Source organism: Francisella philomiragia subsp. philomiragia ATCC 25015, from assembly GCF_000156715.1.
Classification (GTDB): domain Bacteria; phylum Pseudomonadota; class Gammaproteobacteria; order Francisellales; family Francisellaceae; genus Francisella; species Francisella philomiragia.
Genome location: NZ_DS999316.1, coordinates 637,976 through 655,425, shown reverse-complemented (window position 1 = coordinate 655,425; position 17,450 = coordinate 637,976). Strand labels below are relative to the sequence as shown.

Here is a 17,450-nt window from a genome sequence, read left to right as displayed (position 1 = left end):
TGAAATGTTTTTATCTTCTATGTATTTTTCTAATATTATTTATGTGAAGTTAATTTTCTTATATAATTTAAGAGAATCTTGTCTGTTTTTTATTAACTAGGGTCATTTTTTATATATGAAAACAAGTAAACTGCCAGTCTTAAATAAGACAAATGCTCTAAATGCTTTGATTAATGCTTTTGCTGAGGAGCTAAGAGGAAAAGGATTTGAAGGTGATATACATTCTGACTATGCTTCGAGAATATCATCATCAATGGATAATAGTGTATATTTTGTTGTTCCTGAGCTTGTTGTTTTTCCATGTAATAAAAATGATGTAAATAGAATCTTTGCATTAGCAAGCAAAAAAGAATATCAAGAGCTTAAATTCTCACCTCGTGGCGGTGGCACAGGTACATCTGGACATTCATTGTGTGCTGGTGTTATTGTTGATACTAGTCGATACATGAATAATATTCTAGAGGTAGATTTTGATAATGAATATGTCAAAGTAGAGCCAGGTGTTGTACTTGATCAGTTAAATGATACATTAGCCGACTCAGAATATTTCTTTGCACCGAACTTATCACCAAGTAATAGAGCAACTTTGGGTGGTATGGTAAATACTGATGCATGTGGTAAAGGTTCTAGAATATATGGGCGTACAAGTGCTCATGTCTTAGAATTAGAGTGTACTCTAGTAAATGGGCAGAAATTATCTACTAAAAAAATTAAGTTAAGTGATCTTAATGAAAATAAGTTAAATGATATTGAGAAAAATATATACTCAACTGTTGTTGAGCAAATTATAGATAAGTATGAGCTAATCGAGGAGAAGTTTCCTAAATTAAGCCGCTATCTGACGGGATATAATCTAGCTAAAACTTATAATAAAAAAGATAATACGGTCAATCTAAGTTATTTAATATCCGGTTCCGAAGGAACATTAGCTTTTGTTACTGAGCTGAAACTTAAACTAACTAAAAAACCTAAATTTAAAGCACTGTTTGCAATTTCATATAGTAGTTTTGATGACGCATTGAGAGCTGCTAGAGATTTATTATCATCTAACCCATCTGCTATAGAGACTATAGACAATAATATTATTGAGATTGCAAAGGGTGATGAGGTTTATCATAAAATAAAGTATATGCTTGAAAAGGGTAGTAACTCTACAAATGTAGCGGCTGTAAATTTAGTTGAATTTATTGCTGATAGTCAACATGAGTTAGATAATATGACTTCTCGTCTAGAAAGAAAACTGTTAGAAAAGCAAGCAGTGTTTCATTTCACAGAAAGTCAAACAGATATGGATAGTCTTTGGGAGTTGAGAAAAAAAGGTGTAGGTCTACTTGGTGCTATGAAAGGAGATCGTAAACCAATACCTTTTATTGAAGATACGACAGTGGCTCCTGAAAAATTAGCAGACTATATCAAAGAGTTAACTGTATTGTTAGATTCTTATGGTGTTAAATACGGAATGTTTGGTCATGTTGATGTAGGCTGTCTGCATGTAAGACCAGCGCTAGATATGTCTTCAGCTGAAGATTCTCAAAAGGTCAAACAAATTATCCAAAAAGTTAGTGATCTTGTTAAGAAGTATGGTGGAGTCTTATGTGGTGAGCATGGTCATGGTTATAGAAGTGAGTACATCAAAGAGTACTTTGGTCAAGAGCTGTATGATTCATTAGGACATATCAAAAAAGTATTTGATCCACATAATCAACTTAATCCTGGTAAGATTACTGTTCCAACAGGTAGTAAAGATAAGCTTGTAAAAGTAGATGGGCCATTTAGAGGCTATTCAGATGAGCAAGTGCCAAAAGAAATGCGCGAACAATTCTCTGGAGCATATAACTGTAATGGTAATTCACAATGTCTAAACTATAATTTAGATACTGTAATATGTCCATCAGCCAAAGCTAGTAGAAACTGGTTATACTCACCAAAAGGTAGGTCAGCAGTATTACGTGAGTGGCTTAATCAGCTTTCAGCAGCAGGGTATTCAACAAAAGATAAAGTTTATAACACTGGTTTTGATAAGTTAGAAGAATATCCAGATGATTTCTCACATCAAGTATATGACTCACTAGATAAGTGTTTAGGGTGTAAGGCTTGTGTATCTGGATGTCCAATAAAAGTTGATATTCCTACGATGAAATCACAATTTTTATATCACTATCACTCTAAATATAAACGTCCTGGCTTGGATTATTTTGTTAAATTTAGTGAATCATTGCTGAGTATCAATTTGTATATGCCAAAAATATATAATGATATTTTTAATATTCAATTTGTTAGGGCTGGGTTGACTAACTTGGTTGGTTTTGCGGATACTCCAATTATTAGTTCATTAAATCTAAGATCAGAACTTAAAAAAAGAGGTGCTCCAGAGTTTAATCTCGAAGAGATGAGAAATCTGTCTACAGAGCAAAAGAAAAAAACTGTTTGTATAGTTCAAGATATATTTACATCTTTATATGATACTCATATAGTTTTGACATTATATGACTTTTTGACAGCTTTAGGCTTTAGGGTTTATTTTGCTCCATTTAAAGTAAATGGTAAGCCATCACATGTCAAAGGTTTCCTTAAGTACTTTAAAAAGCAAGCTATCAAAGCTACTAAGCTATACAACCAAATAGCAGAAACAAAAGTCGAAATGATTGGTGTCGATCCAGCAATGACTCTTGTTTATAGAGATGAATACAAAAAGATCTGTGGTGATAAGGTAAGATTCAAAGTTAAACTAATACAAGAGTGGTTAATAACAAAACTTGATACTTTACCGACCATGAGCAAAATGCTAGATAAAGAGTTTAATTTATTTAATCACTGTACAGAAAAATCATTATCTGCTGTTTCGATAGAGCAATGGCAAAAAATATTTAAGCATTTTGGGGTAGAAACTAAAATTGCTAAAGTTGGTTGTTGTGGTATGTCTGGTAGCTTTGGTCATGAGACTAAGCATATCGATACATCAAAGCATATTTATAATTTAAGCTGGAAAGACAAAATTAAAGAAAGTGGAATTAGGTCTGTAATCGCAACAGGATTTTCATGTAGATGTCAAGTAAAGCGTATGGAAGGCCATACAATCAAACACCCTATAGAAATTTTGGAATTAAATAGAAAAAAACAGCATAAAGTGTTGACACAAAAAATCTAGTCAGTATAATAAACAGCATCTTTTGGGTAGTTAGCTCAGTCGGTAGAGCAGTTGGCTTTTAACCAATTGGTCACAGGTTCGAATCCTGTACTACCCACCATTAGATTAATCATTTCAATACAAAATTAAAGAGATTTTATTTTGTAATTATGGGTAGTTAGCTCAGTCGGTAGAGCAGTTGGCTTTTAACCAATTGGTCACAGGTTCGAATCCTGTACTACCCACCATTATTTATTTTTATAAAAGCATGATCGTTATACATAAACTTATGTTTATGCTGTTAATTTTGCTTGTTGATAATAATTTTTTTAGAAAGAAAACATATATGGAAGAAGTTCTTTAATATTTGTTTCTTTTATATCTGTTTTTCTGATATTTGATAATATGATTGGACATTCAAGATCCAAAAGTTCTGACATAACTTGTCGGCAAGCACCACATGGCGAAACTCCTTCTGGAGTGTCTGCAACTACCGCAAGTTTTTTGATATCTTCTTTACGATAACCTTGGGCGTAAGCGTAGAATAATACTGTTCTTTCAGCACAGTTGCATAGTCCATAAGAAGCATTTTCTACATTAGCACCTTTTAAAATAGAGCCATCTTTCATTAATAGTGCAGCACCAACATTAAACTTAGAATATGGAGTATAAGCATTCCCAGCTGCTTGTATAGCTGCATCAATTAGTTTGTTGTTAATATCATTGCTCATTAGTATTTATTTTTCCTTAGTTTTCGAAATTATTTTCAATCGAGTGTTTTATAATTGACATTATATTCTGCATACCTTCATCATATCTGCTTTTATTGACTGATTCTGAGGTTGTTCTCTTTGCTAGAACTGTACATATACAGCTGGCTTGCAAGCCAAAAGTAGCGCATACTGTAAGCAAAGCAGAAGACTCCATTTCTAGATTAAGAACATTTAATTTTCTCCACTCATCTAGAGATTCTCTAAAATGTTTTCTTACATAACCGCTATAGCTATCTCTTCTTTCTTGACCCGGGTAAAAAGTATCTGAAGATCCCGTTATCCCACAATGAATATCTATATTTAATGATCTTGCCGAGTTGTATAAAGAACTATTTAGCTTAAAGTCAGCAACCGCAGGATACTCTATTGGAGCATAATGATATGATGTGCCATCTAAACGAACAGATGCAGTGGTTAATATCAAATCACCAAAATCAATATTCTCTTGAATAGCTCCGCATGTTCCCACACGTATTAGTTTTTTGATTCCTATCATAGCTAGCTCTTCAATACATATTGCAGTTGAAGGACCACCCATACCAGTTGATATCACAATAGCATTTCTGTCAGCTATTTTGGCCAAATACGATGTATATTCTCTATTAGTAGCAAGAAACTTAGCATTTTTATCTAACATTTTTGCTAAAGGTTCAGACCTTTTAGGATCTCCAGGAAGAATTGCGATTTCTGCACTATCTATCATCTCTTCACTTAACCCTATATGATAAAGCACTTCATCTTTTGCTACGCGTTTATTAGCTATATTTATATTACTCATAAATTTAAATATTCAGATTTACTCATATAAACATTCTACTCTTAATAATTTTAAATAGAATATATTAAGCAATTTTTTTATAATACTTCAAAAAATAAATTTATAAGCTATTATGAAGCAGCAGTATGCAGACTTTGCAACTATTGAGAATTTTTTGTTATGTGAAACACCTGAACAATGGATACAGAAAGCATTAGCTAATATAGAATTAATGCTGATAGATCATGCTCACTGTGAGATGAAAGCAGCATCTTCAGCTATGACATACATATATAGACATCCAGACAAATATGAACTAGTAACAAGAATGTCTAAGATCGCTAGAGAAGAGTTAGTACACTTTGAACAAGTGATGCGTATTATGAAAAAGCGGGATATACAATACAAAGCTATATCAGCATCTAGATATGCTAGTCAGTTAATTAAAGCCGCTAGGACAGATAAAGAAGGGCGCTTTATCGATGCTTTGATCATTGGAGCATATATAGAAGCTCGTTCTTGTGAAAGATTTGCAAAAGTTGCTCCATATTTAGATTCTGAGTTACAGAAGTTTTATAATGGATTATTAGAGTCAGAAAAAAGACATTTTACGATATATCTACATTTTGCAGAAAAATATTCTTCTACAGATATTGGCAAAGATATCAAAAGAATAGGTGAAATAGAAAAGGATCTTATATTATCTTCAGATTCAGAGTTTAGATTCCATAGTGGTATTTAGTTATATAGCTGAAATCATCTAAAAGTAGTAGGCTATAGTATAGATTAGAGATCTATTATTAGATAATGGGTAATTTCCATTTATATACTATCGACATAACTCTTATAGTTAATCCAAATCCGATAATTATTGCAGCACTAATATATAAATTCACATCCAAATATATAAAGATAATGTTCATACCTCCAACAACCGCTGCTACAGATGCGTATAATTCTGCCTTGAAGGCAACAGGGATATCATTACAGATCATATCTCTCATAATACCACCAGCTACACCATTAATTATAGCAATAACAATTCCAACTATAAAAACACTAAAGAACTTCATATGAAATACTTCTGTACAAATTTGGTACGCTATACTACTACCTATATATGCAAATGCAATAAGACCAATTGAGTCTAAGATCAAAAATATTTTATAAAACTTATTGATATACTTTTGTGTAAAAATAGCAATAATAGAGAAACATAAACATATCACAATATAGTGAGGATGGAGCATAATGGTTACTGGTAGATTACCGAGTAGCAAATCTCTAACTACACCACCACCTAAAGCCGTTGTTAATGCGATTGCAACTACTCCAAAAGCATCCATGTTTCTTCGAGATGATGAGATTACTCCAGTCATGCTTTCAGCAATTATGCCTATTAGGAACATGATAGTAAAAATAAAAGGGCCTGATATTCCAACGTGGTACATAATTATTTCCAAAAGCTAGAGTTGGCTATATTTTAGAGATTATTTTTAGAATTTAAATCATTTTTTATTATTAGTTTTGCAGAAATATTTGAAGTTGTTTTTTCTTTTAATATATCGAAACCATCAAGGTTATATTCAGCAGTTTTTTCAGTTTCTACATATACTAATGTTTCATTAGGGATATTTTGATTTTTTAATATCGACTCTAGAGCTTTTGGAATAATATTTTTATTAAATGGAGGGTCTAAAAATATAATTAGCCTAGAATTGCAAGGATCAAAATTTGCAAGGGCTTTTATGCTATCAGTTTTATATATTTCATAATTCAGTATATCTAATGTATTAATATTTTCTTTGATTTGCTGCAAAGCTTTAAAATTAAGTTCATAGAATATGGCTTTTGAAGCACCTCTTGATATGCTTTCTATACCTAGGCTGCCACTACCAGCAAAAGCATCAATGCAAATGCTATCATGTATATATGGAGCTAACCAATTAAAGATAGTTTCTTTAAGCTGATCAGAAGTTGGACGTAAGCCATTCACATTGGGAAATTTTAGTCTTCGATTTTTGTATTTTCCAGATATTATACGAATAGTATTTGTCTTCACTTATTCGATATCTCCAACCATTACTGTGATTATGTTATTTTCTTGTATAGCTTGGTAAGCATCGTAAATTTGTGTAGCAGTAACATTATTGATATGCTCAACATAAGTATCAAAAAAATCTAAAGGCAGATTTTTATTTGCGATTGAAGATAGCATATTTAGCTTAGAGCTATTTTTTACACAGCTTAATAAATGTGTGCCTTCAATATGCTTTTTAGAGTTTGTTAGAGTTTGTTCATCTATAGTAGAGTTAATGAAATTACTATAGACACTATTTATAGTTTCTAAGGCAAGATTTGGATTGCTTGTTTGAGCAGATATTACAAAGCTACCATAATCAGGATTAATATTAGCTGTGCTTGAGATATTATAAACTAATCCAAGCTCTTCACGAACTTTATTGAAAAGCAGAGAGTTTAAGCCACCACCGCCAAGTATTTCATTTCCTAGTTTTAGTGGGAAATATAATGGATCATTAATATCAAGTAACAATTGATGACCTGTTAGTATAGCAGTTTGTTTACTTGAGAACTTATTTTTAATTATTTGAGAGTTGTTTTTTTGTTGAGCAAATTTCTGCGTATTTTTTTTACCTTTTGGTAAAAAACTAACTAGGCTCTGAGAAATATCTTCAGCCTGTATTTTATCAATAGCACCAACTATACATATATTGGCATTGTTTGCACAAATATTTTGATTAAAGAAATCTTCAATATCTTTTTTTGATATTTTTTTAATAGTTCCTTTGTAGCCAATTGTTGGCTTGCTATAAGGATTATTTGCAAAAATATGCTTTGAAAATTCAAGTGAAGCCAAGTAGTTAGGTTGTTGATATAAATAGTCAATATGAGTAAGAGTCTGAATCTTTTCTCTTTCTAATATATCAGCATCAAAGTCGGGGAAGGTGAAAATTTCTTGTAGTATATTAATAGTATTATTAATAATGTTGAGGTCATTTAATAGACGAATTTTTATATTAAAAAATTCTTTAGTAGTTTCTGAGTGTATAGATATTCCACTATCAGTTATTTTATTTATAAGCTCTTGTTCACTAGATTTTTGAGTTTTTGTAGCGAACATTCCTACTGCTAAATCAGCTAAGCCATTTAGATCGCTATCAAATGCTGATCCAGCTCTAAAGTTAAGCTGAATATCAACCATTGGTAGACTAGGAGATTCTTGGAAATATACTGTTGTATTATCTATATCAAATTTATGGATCATAGTTTCTAATCCTTTAATAAGTGAAGAGATGTAAGATTGTTTTTGTCAAAATATCTATTAAGTACGCGATTAACGTCGTTAATTGAGACATCATAGAGTTTCTCAAGATACTTATAGTAGTCAACATCTAGATTTATACTAGCAAGAGAGCCTATCAAATTTGCTTGAGTTTCAAGTGAATCCATAGCAAATACTTTATCAGCTTTTATGGTTACTTTTGCTCTATTCAATTGTTCTTGAGTTACGCCATCGTTTTTAAGTTTAGCAATAGAGTCTTCTATTTTATCCTGAATTTTATCTAGGCTTTGATCATGGTTTGCTATTGCTGTGATAGTGAAAATATCTTCTCCTTTTATAAAAGGGGAGTATTCGCTATCTATATGACAACAAAGATTTTCATCTCTAACTAGTCGCTGCTGTAATATTGATGCATCAGCACTACCAATAATATTATTTAGTATCATTAAAGCAAAAGGATCATTATCATGATAATCAGTTGTTAACGAGGGTGTTATGTATCCTAATATCGCAGCATCTGTATCATTTGGTGATTTTTGTACTTTTGAGTGTCTATAGCCAATATTTATTAAGCTTGGCTCTTTTTCTATATTCATCAATTTAGATTTGGGAATACCACCAAAGTAATCTTTTATCATAGGTATAGCAGATGATTTATCAATATCACCTACAAGAACAATACTAGCATTGTTTGGAGCATAGTTTTGTTGGTACCATTTTTTTAGATCATTAAGTGTATAATTTTCAATATCTTCACGCCAGCCAATTATTGGAGTATGTCGAGAGTTATTTTGATATGCAAGTTTCATAAATTGTTCAAAAGCATAACTAAATGCTTTGTCATCTACGCGTAGATTTCTTTCTTCAAGTACAACCTTTCTCTCTGGAATAAATTCATTTTCATCAAATAGTAAGTTTGACATTCTTGATGATTCAATAGATAGGCTCAGTTCTAGATTCTTTTTGTGCCAAAACTGATAATAAGCAGTATAGTCAAATCCTGTGAATGCATTTTGCACGCCACCATTATTTTCAACTATACTGTTTAGCTCATCTTTAGTATATTTATTAGTACCTTTGAACATCATGTGTTCAAGCATGTGAGATATGCCTGTTAGTTTAGTAGGTTCGTATGTTGATCCTACCTTATACCAAATCTGAGCGAGAGCAACAGGTGCTCTAGAGTCTTTTTTTATATATATATTAAGATCATTATCAAGGGAGTATTTATCGATGCTCATATAAGTTTCTTATGTTTCTTTAGATTTTATAAATAGATAAATTAGTAATATCAATGCAATAACTGTAGGACCTGCGGCACCAAGTATAGTTGGTAGGTGTAGAATTAATGCAATTGGACCAAATATTTGGTTAATGATAAAAAATGCAAAACCAAAAAATGCACCTAGTAGTAATTTAAGTATCAGTGTTGATGATCTGGTTGATCCAATACTTAATGGTACAGAAAGTAATATTAATACCATTAATGCTAATGGTTGAAAAATCTCTTGCCAGAATTTTAGTGATATTGAATCTTTAGCTTGGCTATTCGATAACATATATCTAGTCAACTGGGTGAAATTTAGATAATCATTGTCATTGATAGTGATAACTTTGGCTACAGATATTGGTATAGGGTTAGACCATATAGCTTTATAAACATTCTCTTTAACATCTATATGTTTAACATCTTTATTAGGAAATGTGACGACACTGACATTAAATACATTCGCTGTAGCATCGTTCACATATTCAGCTTTTTCAGCATATCTAACTTCCTGTACTTGGTTATCTTTAGTTATAAACTTTCTTATGCCGTATGCTTTTCCTTCATTTGGATCGATGTTTGAGATATTCATGAAACCATCAGGAGTTTTTAGCCATAAATCATGAGTGTTATATGCCACAGTATTTGAATCAGCAAGTTTTTGTAAAACTGGGGCAATATACCCACCAAAAACCATAGTAACTATAGAGCCTATGATACCAACTAGTACAACTCCCTTTGCGATTTGAGCTGTAGAGCGGCCAAAAGATCTCAATACTATTATCTCGGAGTTGTTTGCAAGTAAGCTAAGTCCCATTAGAGCACCCACCATAGCACAAGCGGGAAGTAGTGTGTATAAAATTCCTGGTAATTGGTATATGGTTATTATAATAAGTTCTATATTACTTGCACCTGTATCATTGTTACTTACTTGTGCTAGATAAGTAAAAATAAAAAACAAGATACAAAAAATTAAACTTACAATCAGAAAGCTACTAAATACTGTTTTGAATATGTAGCGATCAATACGGTTTAAAAACATTTATTTTTCCTTCTTAGAAGATCCATTATCTTTTCTTATAGTTCTGATAGCATAAATTATAAAAAAGATGTGAGGAAGCCAAAGTCCGATCCAAACTGGTAATTTACCACCAGTCATAAGAGTGTTTACAAACATGTTGCTACACAAATATACTGCTAGAACAACAACTGAGGGTAGTAGTTTAGCATACTTGTTCTGTCTTGGTCTTAGACGACAAAGCGCAAGTGCAAGTAGTGATGCTACTATAACAGAAATAGAGTTGTTAATACGCCCAAAGAACTCTCCACGAGAGACTGTACCATCATCTTTGTCAGTAAAGTTTTCTATAAGAGTGTGCATATATAATCTATCAACTTTATCATGATTGTAATCACGATCAGAAGTGTCAAAGATAGTGTAGATAGCATTTTTAGCTGTGTCATAAGTATACTCAGATGTTTTGGGCTCTTTTGTATATATGTGAGCATCATGGAAGTCTACATATGCAGCGCCCTTATCTGTTATAACTTCTGCGACAGGTGCAGTTACTACTTTATACTCATCACTATTATCTGTAGCCATATACAAAAATACATCTTTAAGAGTATTTCCTGATTTACTTTTTATATATATGACTTTTCCGTCAGTAGTTTTAATTATTTTGTCATCGGTTATTGAGGACAAAAGAGCTTTTGCTGTTAGTGAAGCTTGATAAATATCCTGAGTTTGTTTGGATAGGGGGTTAATATACATTACGGTTAAAAATGTAATGATTGTCAGAGCATACACGGGCTTCATAGTATTTTTGACTATTTGCATCCATGTAACTCCACCTGCTAGAGTTACAAACATCTCATTATTTGCAAAGTACTTACCAAAACAAATAACAATAGCTAGAAATATTGCGATAGGAGCTACTAGACTTACGTTCCCAGGTATTGTTAGTATCACAAACTTTATAATTGAGTCAATACCTAAACCTTGCGAGTATGCTTGTTGAAAAAGTCGAATAAGTAAGTTAGCCGATACAATAGATATTATGAATAATGTAATCGATGTAAAGGTGTTAACTATGTCTTTATTGTAATATTTTTCAAGAATCAATGTATGTCACTATGTATATATAATAATTATGCTATCTGCAATTCTATATTTTTTATAAGCAAAAGTCAGTAGATAAGAATAACTAGCTTTTAATTTTAATGCGATAAATATTCTTTTTTGATATTATGTTTATAAAATTGTGTTACAAATAATATAGGATCTCTAATGAAAATTGTTGTAAATAATCAGTCGACGTTGTCTGCTGAGGTATTAATCGTTGCTCAAGAAAATCTTAAAAAATTAGTTGCTGAAACAAAGTGCCCAAATTCCAAATCTTTATTGGATAAAAAAGTTTTTAAAGCTGAGTCTGGTGAGGTTCTTCCTTTGCTACATGGTGATAAGGTTGTGATTCTTTTAGGTCTTGGTCTTAGACAAGATTTTATAGCATCTGAATATGATAAGATTATTGCTAAAGCAGCTGAGCAGCTTAAAAAGCTCAATATAAAAGAAGTTTCTGTAAACATAGATTATATATTTGATAATGCTAACGTGAAGCAATTTGCATTAGACACTGTTAGAGCATTTATCTCTGAAACTTATGTTTTCGATCAGCTAAAATCTAAAAAAGAAAATTTCTCATTAGAAGCGATTGAGTTGGTGTATTCGGGTAATCAAGATCTTGAAGATGCTGCTAAGATTGGTTCAGCGATTGCATGTGGTCAAAATTATGCTAAAGATTTACAAAACCTTCCTGCTAATATCTGTAATACTGACTATATGTTAAATGAGGCGAGAGATTTAACATCTAAATATGAAACATTTAATCTTAACTATCTAGATCAAGATGCAATGGCAGAGCTTGGTATGGGTTGTGCTCTAGCTGTAGGTCGTGGATCTGATATGTCTAATTATACTGTTTGTATGGAGTATAATGGTGGAGATGAAGATGAAGCGCCTATAGTACTGGTTGGTAAAGGTTTAGTCTTTGATAATGGCGGTATTTGTATTAAGCCAGCAGCTGGGATGGACTCTATGAAAATGGATATGGGCGGTGCTGCAGCTGTTATGGGTACAATGAAAGCTCTAGCAATGCTAAACCTTCCTATAAATGTTGTTGGAGTTATGGGGTTAGCAGAAAATGCTGTAGATGCTAGATCTTATAGACCTGGTGATGTACTTAAGAGTATGAAAGGTATAACAGTAGAAGTAAGCAACACAGATGCAGAAGGTCGTTTGGTGCTTTGTGATACATTAACTTATATCGGTAAATATAATCCCAAAGCAGTTATTAATATGGCAACTTTAACAGGTGCTATGATTATATCTTTAGGTGATGCTTTTTCTGGATTGTTTGCAAATAGTGATAAGTTAGCTAATAGTCTTCAGCAAGCAGCTGATGCTTCTAATGATTTGGTGTGGAGATTACCTTTGCATAAGCCATACCTTAAGAAATTAGAAAGTAAAGTTGCTGATATGGATAACTGTGGTCGTGATAGATCGGCTGGATCGATAGTTGCTGGATTATTCTTATCAAAATTTACGGAAGATTATGAATGGGCTCATCTTGATATTGCAGGGTCTGCAATGGGAGATTTTGCTAGCTGCAAAGCAACAGGCAGACCAGTACCGCTACTAGTACATTATCTTTTATCTCAAGCTAAATAGTAGATTATTAGCTTATCTATCTCTAGTATATTTTTTCTAATATGATAGAATATTTCTGTAATTAAATATCACCTCTTTTAGATTTTAATTACGGAGATTAAAAATGTTAAGAATTACTCAACAAGCAATCACTTTTGATGATGTGTTGCTTTCGCCTAGATATTCAAACGTACTTCCACATCAAGTAGATTTGAAGACAAATATTACTAGAAATATTCAATTGAATATTCCTTTAGTTTCTGCGGCTATGGATACCGTTACTGAATCTCGTCTTGCTATAGCTATAGCTCAAGAAGGTGGGATTGGTATTATCCATAAAAATATGTCTATACAAGCTCAAGCTCAAGAAGTTAAAAAAGTAAAAAGATTTGAAAACGGAATGGTAATTGATCCAATTACTATAAAGCAAGAAAGCTCAATCAAAGAAGTTATGCAACTTGCGAAAGAGCATAATTTTTCTGGTTTTCCAGTCGTTGATGATAATAATATGATTATTGGTATTGTTACTAAGCGTGATTTTAGATTTGCTAAAGACTTAGATGAACCAGTAAGCTCTATAATGACACCTAGAGAACAGTTAGTAACAGTTGCAGAGGATGCTTCTCAAGGCGCAATCAAGAAAAAACTTCATGAACATAAAATAGAGAAGTTGCTTGTAGTTAATGAACAAGGTGAGCTAGTTGGTTTGATAACAACAAAAGATATCGAAAGATCACAAAATAAGCCTAATGCTTGCAAAGATTCGCTTGGCCGTCTAAGAGTCGGTGCTGCTGTTGGTACTGCTGCAGATACGAAAGAGCGTGTTGCTGCGTTAGCAGCAGAAGGTGTTGATATAATTGTGGTTGATACTGCGCATGGTCATTCTCAAGGTGTGCTTGATATGGTTAGATGGGTCAAGGATAACTATCCAAATATTGAAGTTGTAGGTGGTAATATTGCTACAGCAGAAGCTGCAAAAGATCTTGTTAAGGCTGGTGCTGACGCTGTGAAAGTGGGTATAGGTCCTGGTTCAATATGTACTACAAGAATAGTTGCAGGAGTGGGTGTGCCACAGATTACAGCGATATCAAATGTTGCTGAAGCTTTAGAAGGCACAGGAGTCCCAGTTATTGCTGATGGCGGTATCAAATTCTCTGGAGATATAGCAAAGGCTATAGTTGCTGGAGCATCGGTAGTTATGATTGGTGGTCTTTTTGGTGGTACTGAAGAGTCGCCTGGTGAGGTTGAACTTTTTCAGGGACGTTCTTATAAGTCATATCGTGGTATGGGGTCACTAGGTGCCATGGAGCAGGGTTCTTCTGATAGATACTTCCAAGGTAATACTGATGCTAAGAAGTTCGTTCCAGAGGGTGTCGAAGGTAGAGTGCCTTACAAGGGTCATCTAGCTGCAGTTATTCACCAGTTAATAGGTGGTTTGAGATCTAGTATGGGATATACTGGTTCAAAAGATATCCAAACAATGCGTACAGAACCTACATTTGTTCAAATTACTGGAGCTGGTTTGAAAGAATCACATGTCCATGATGTAACAATTACAAAAGAGCCACCTAATTATCAGTCTTAAAATTTCTTGATTATTGTCATAGTAAGTTATAATTTACTATTATTTTCTAAATATAAAAACAATGTCACAAGCTATACTGTTCTTAAATGGTAGTATTGATTTATTTTTTTGTGAAAAGTATATTCAGAGCAGTTTTAATGATCTTGATATATTTTGTGCAGATGGTGCTTACGAAAAGATCAATAAATCTAAATATTTAAACTCAAAAGTCAAAAAAGTTATAGGCGACTTTGACTCGTTTGCTGTTTTAAATGATGAACTATTTCTCATTGATAAGGATCAATATTCTACTGATTTTGAAAAATCACTAGAATATATAATATCTCTAGGTGTTTCAAAAATCTATGTGTTTGGTGCTTCAGAAGGAGAAATGGATCATTTCTTATGTAATATTACTATTGCTAAAAACTATATGCAAAAGATAGAAATTGAGTTTATAGATATATATTCTAGATACTTCTTTATACCTAAAAAATATACTGTCAGTGGTGTATTGGGTAAGATGTTTTCAGTTATGCCTTTTGGATATGCAGAAAATATATATTATAATGGTCTTAGGTATCCTTTAAGCGGAGCAAGCTTGAGTATAGATACTGGTACAGGTGCAAGAAATTATGCTACAGAAGATAAGGTAGAGATATCTTATTCACGTGGGGATATTTTATTGTTTATATCGCATGCAAAATATAAGGATAGATTAAATGCTATTTTGTAATGATTCTAATAAAGAGCTAAGAGAACAGAAAGTAAGCTTATCGCATGAGTTTGCTACAGATAATCACAGAGTTGAGAAATTATCTTTAAAGTTTGAGAGTATATATTTTGATTATTCAAAAAATCTTGTAAATGACAATATATTGAAAACTCTTTTGGAGTCAGCTAGTAAATCTAATCTTAAAAATAAAATCCAGCAGATGTTTGCTGGAGAAAAAATTAACTCTACCGAGAATCGATCGGTTTTACATACTGCATTACGCGATTTGTCTAATTCTCCATTAGTTATAGATGGACAAGATATTCGTAAAGAGGTAAATGAAGAAAAACAACGTGTAAAAGCTCTTGTTGAAAAAGTAACATCAGGAGAGTGGAAAGGTTTTTCGGGTAAAAGAATTACAGATATTGTGAATATTGGAATTGGTGGTTCAGATCTTGGACCTAAGATGGTTGTCAGAGCATTACAACCTTATCATTGTACTGGATTAAAAGTACATTTTGTTTCAAATGTTGATGCTGATTCATTGCTACAAGCTTTGCATGTTATTGATCCTGAGACAACCTTATTTATTGTGGCTTCTAAATCATTTTCAACAGAGGAGACTCTGCTAAATTCTATTTCAGCTAGAGAGTGGTTACTTGATCATTATGAAGATGAAAAAGCTGTAGCTAACCATTTTGTTGCTATATCTAGTAAATTAGATAAAGTAGAAGAGTTTGGTATAAATCTTGAACATTGCTATAAAATGTGGGATTGGGTTGGTGGTCGCTATTCATTATGGTCATCAATAGGGATGTCGATAGCTTTTGCAGTTGGTTATGATAATTTTGAGAAACTTTTAGCAGGTGCCTACTCTATAGATAAGCACTTTAAAGAAACCGAGTTTGATAAAAATATTCCTGTTATTATGGGGCTATTAGCAAGCTACTACTCTTGTGCTTATCAGAGTCAATCACAGGCTTTACTCCCTTATGATGAGAGACTTTGTTATTTTGTCGACTATCTTCAACAGGCTGATATGGAAAGTAATGGTAAATCAGTAAATATTGCAGGTGAGGGTGTTGATTATCAAACTGGTGTTGTGCTTTGGGGTGGTGTTGGCACAAATGGACAACATGCTTTTCATCAACTTCTACATCAAGGTAATGTTTTTATTCCGGTTGATTTCATTGCTGTAGCGACAAGTCATCATAATTATGATAATCATCAACAGGCTTTACTAGCTAATTGTTTTGCTCAGTCACAAGCGCTAATGTTTGGACAATCTTATGATATGGTTTATAATGAGCTCTTAAATTCTGGTTTGAGTGAAGTTCAAGCAAAACAGTTAGCACCTCACAAAGTGATTCCAGGAAATAGACCAAGTACGACAATTTTACTAGATGAGTTGAGTCCATATACCCTTGGAGTACTTATAGCCTTGTATGAACACAAGATATTTGTTCAAGGAGTATTGTGGGATATCAATAGCTATGATCAATGGGGTGTTGAGCTTGGTAAAAAACTTGGTAAAAATATTTTAAAGGCAATGAGCGATGACTCTTCAGCAGAGTATCAAAATTTAGATGAGTCAACTAAGTGGCTTATAGCGAAGGTAAAAAGTAAATAATGGTTATTAGTAAGGAAAAAGGTTTTTCTTTAGTTGAGACAATGGTTGTTATTGTCATTATGACTATATTGATGATGGCAGCAATTAGTTCCTTTTCTTTTTACTATAAAACATTTGCCGAAACTAGACTAACTAATTTACAAAAACTTATTGAGTATGGTGTTATCAAAGCTCGTTCAGATGCCAAGACTGTAATTGTTTGTGCTGCTAATTCAGATAGTTTTGACGGAACGGGTAAGTTAGATAAAAATAGTTTTTCTTGTTTAAATTCAACTTCATGGAATGATGGTCCAATAGTAGCTTTTGAAAGCGCCAATGGTACTGAGTTATATGATGGGAATACCGATGAAATAATAGCTAATCTTCCTCAGGGGAATGGAGGAAATATCTATGTTAATTTAGCAGGTAATCCTGGTTTCGTAAGAATAGCGCCAAATGGTTTTATGGCTACCGGTAATGGGAATATCACATATTGTGATAGAAACAATAACTATCAAGCAGCATTAGTTATTAACTTGGTGGGCAGAGTAGTTTATACTGACAGTCCTACAAGAGAGGGCGGTGGCGCGTATACTTGTGAATAATTTAATTTGTGTGTTATTAA

General features: G+C 32.7%; 15 protein-coding genes and 2 tRNA genes. 9 read left to right on the top strand and 8 right to left on the bottom strand.

Features of this window, described 5'->3' with window-relative positions; all coding sequences use genetic code 11:
• The first annotated feature begins 115 nt into the window (after positions 1 to 115).
• The 3 genes from FTPG_RS08595 (at position 116) to FTPG_RS08585 (ending at position 3,375) form a co-directional block, all read left to right on the top strand.
• A complete protein-coding gene (locus tag FTPG_RS08595; RefSeq protein ID WP_004288063.1) occupies positions 116 to 3,148 on the top strand; it encodes an FAD-binding and (Fe-S)-binding domain-containing protein in 3,033 nt (1,010 codons plus the stop codon).
• A gap of 24 nt (positions 3,149 to 3,172) precedes the next feature.
• Positions 3,173 to 3,248: transfer RNA gene (locus FTPG_RS08590), tRNA-Lys, on the top strand.
• Between the two features lie 51 nt (positions 3,249 to 3,299).
• Positions 3,300 to 3,375: transfer RNA gene (locus FTPG_RS08585), tRNA-Lys, on the top strand.
• Positions 3,376 to 3,456: 81 nt separating this feature from the next.
• Here FTPG_RS08585 and FTPG_RS08580 read toward each other — a convergent pair.
• Together FTPG_RS08580 and udp are read right to left on the bottom strand one after the other, a co-directional pair.
• A complete protein-coding gene (locus FTPG_RS08580; protein ID WP_004288062.1) occupies positions 3,457 to 3,858 on the bottom strand; it encodes a cytidine deaminase in 402 nt (133 codons plus the stop codon).
• A gap of 16 nt (positions 3,859 to 3,874) precedes the next feature.
• On the bottom strand, positions 3,875 to 4,678 hold the full coding sequence (gene udp / locus FTPG_RS08575; RefSeq protein WP_004288060.1) for a uridine phosphorylase: 804 nt from the start codon (positions 4,676 to 4,678) through the stop codon (positions 3,875 to 3,877).
• A 109-nt stretch (positions 4,679 to 4,787) separates the two neighbouring features.
• Between udp and FTPG_RS08570 the strand changes: the two genes are divergently transcribed.
• On the top strand, positions 4,788 to 5,399 hold the full coding sequence (locus tag FTPG_RS08570) for a MiaE family protein (protein ID WP_173405921.1): 612 nt from the start codon (positions 4,788 to 4,790) through the stop codon (positions 5,397 to 5,399).
• A gap of 58 nt (positions 5,400 to 5,457) precedes the next feature.
• Here FTPG_RS08570 and FTPG_RS08565 read toward each other — a convergent pair whose 3' ends face one another.
• The 6 genes from FTPG_RS08565 to lptF are packed head-to-tail and all read right to left on the bottom strand — an operon-like array spanning position 5,458 to position 11,353.
• Positions 5,458 to 6,108, bottom strand: a complete 651-nt coding sequence (locus FTPG_RS08565) for a trimeric intracellular cation channel family protein (protein WP_004288058.1) — start codon at positions 6,106 to 6,108, stop codon at positions 5,458 to 5,460.
• A 32-nt stretch (positions 6,109 to 6,140) separates the two neighbouring features.
• The gene (gene rsmD / locus FTPG_RS08560) at positions 6,141 to 6,719 is read right to left on the bottom strand and encodes a 16S rRNA (guanine(966)-N(2))-methyltransferase RsmD (RefSeq protein ID WP_004288057.1); all 579 of its coding nucleotides are present in this window, start codon (positions 6,717 to 6,719) and stop codon (positions 6,141 to 6,143) included.
• On the bottom strand, positions 6,720 to 7,943 hold the full coding sequence (locus FTPG_RS08555) for a M16 family metallopeptidase (protein WP_004288056.1): 1,224 nt from the start codon (positions 7,941 to 7,943) through the stop codon (positions 6,720 to 6,722).
• A 5-nt stretch (positions 7,944 to 7,948) separates the two neighbouring features.
• The gene (locus tag FTPG_RS08550) at positions 7,949 to 9,202 is read right to left on the bottom strand and encodes a M16 family metallopeptidase (protein ID WP_004288055.1); all 1,254 of its coding nucleotides are present in this window, start codon (positions 9,200 to 9,202) and stop codon (positions 7,949 to 7,951) included.
• 9 nt (positions 9,203 to 9,211) lie between these two features.
• Positions 9,212 to 10,270, bottom strand: coding sequence for an LPS export ABC transporter permease LptG (lptG, locus tag FTPG_RS08545; protein ID WP_004288054.1), 1,059 nt, complete (start codon positions 10,268 to 10,270; stop codon positions 9,212 to 9,214).
• Entirely contained in the window at positions 10,271 to 11,353 is a 1,083-nt protein-coding gene (lptF, locus tag FTPG_RS08540; protein ID WP_004288053.1) for an LPS export ABC transporter permease LptF, read from the bottom strand.
• A 165-nt stretch (positions 11,354 to 11,518) separates the two neighbouring features.
• Here lptF and FTPG_RS08535 point away from each other — a divergent pair, with 165 nt between their 5' ends.
• The 5 genes from FTPG_RS08535 (at position 11,519) to FTPG_RS08515 (ending at position 17,430) form a co-directional block, all read left to right on the top strand.
• Complete coding sequence (locus tag FTPG_RS08535; RefSeq protein WP_004288052.1) at positions 11,519 to 12,958, top strand: leucyl aminopeptidase; 1,440 nt, start codon at positions 11,519 to 11,521, stop codon at positions 12,956 to 12,958.
• Between the two features lie 103 nt (positions 12,959 to 13,061).
• Entirely contained in the window at positions 13,062 to 14,522 is a 1,461-nt protein-coding gene (guaB, locus tag FTPG_RS08530; protein ID WP_004288051.1) for an IMP dehydrogenase, read from the top strand.
• Between the two features lie 61 nt (positions 14,523 to 14,583).
• Complete coding sequence (locus FTPG_RS08525; RefSeq protein ID WP_004288050.1) at positions 14,584 to 15,237, top strand: thiamine diphosphokinase; 654 nt, start codon at positions 14,584 to 14,586, stop codon at positions 15,235 to 15,237.
• Positions 15,224 to 16,846 carry a glucose-6-phosphate isomerase gene (gene pgi, locus FTPG_RS08520; RefSeq protein ID WP_004288049.1) on the top strand — a complete coding sequence of 541 codons (1,623 nt, stop codon included), beginning with the start codon at positions 15,224 to 15,226 and terminating at the stop codon, positions 16,844 to 16,846. Before FTPG_RS08525 ends, pgi begins: the two co-directional genes overlap by 14 nt.
• Entirely contained in the window at positions 16,846 to 17,430 is a 585-nt protein-coding gene (locus FTPG_RS08515; protein WP_004288048.1) for a GspH/FimT family pseudopilin, read from the top strand. The genes pgi and FTPG_RS08515 overlap by 1 nt, the downstream gene beginning before the upstream one ends.
• Positions 17,431 to 17,450: the final 20 nt, after the last annotated feature.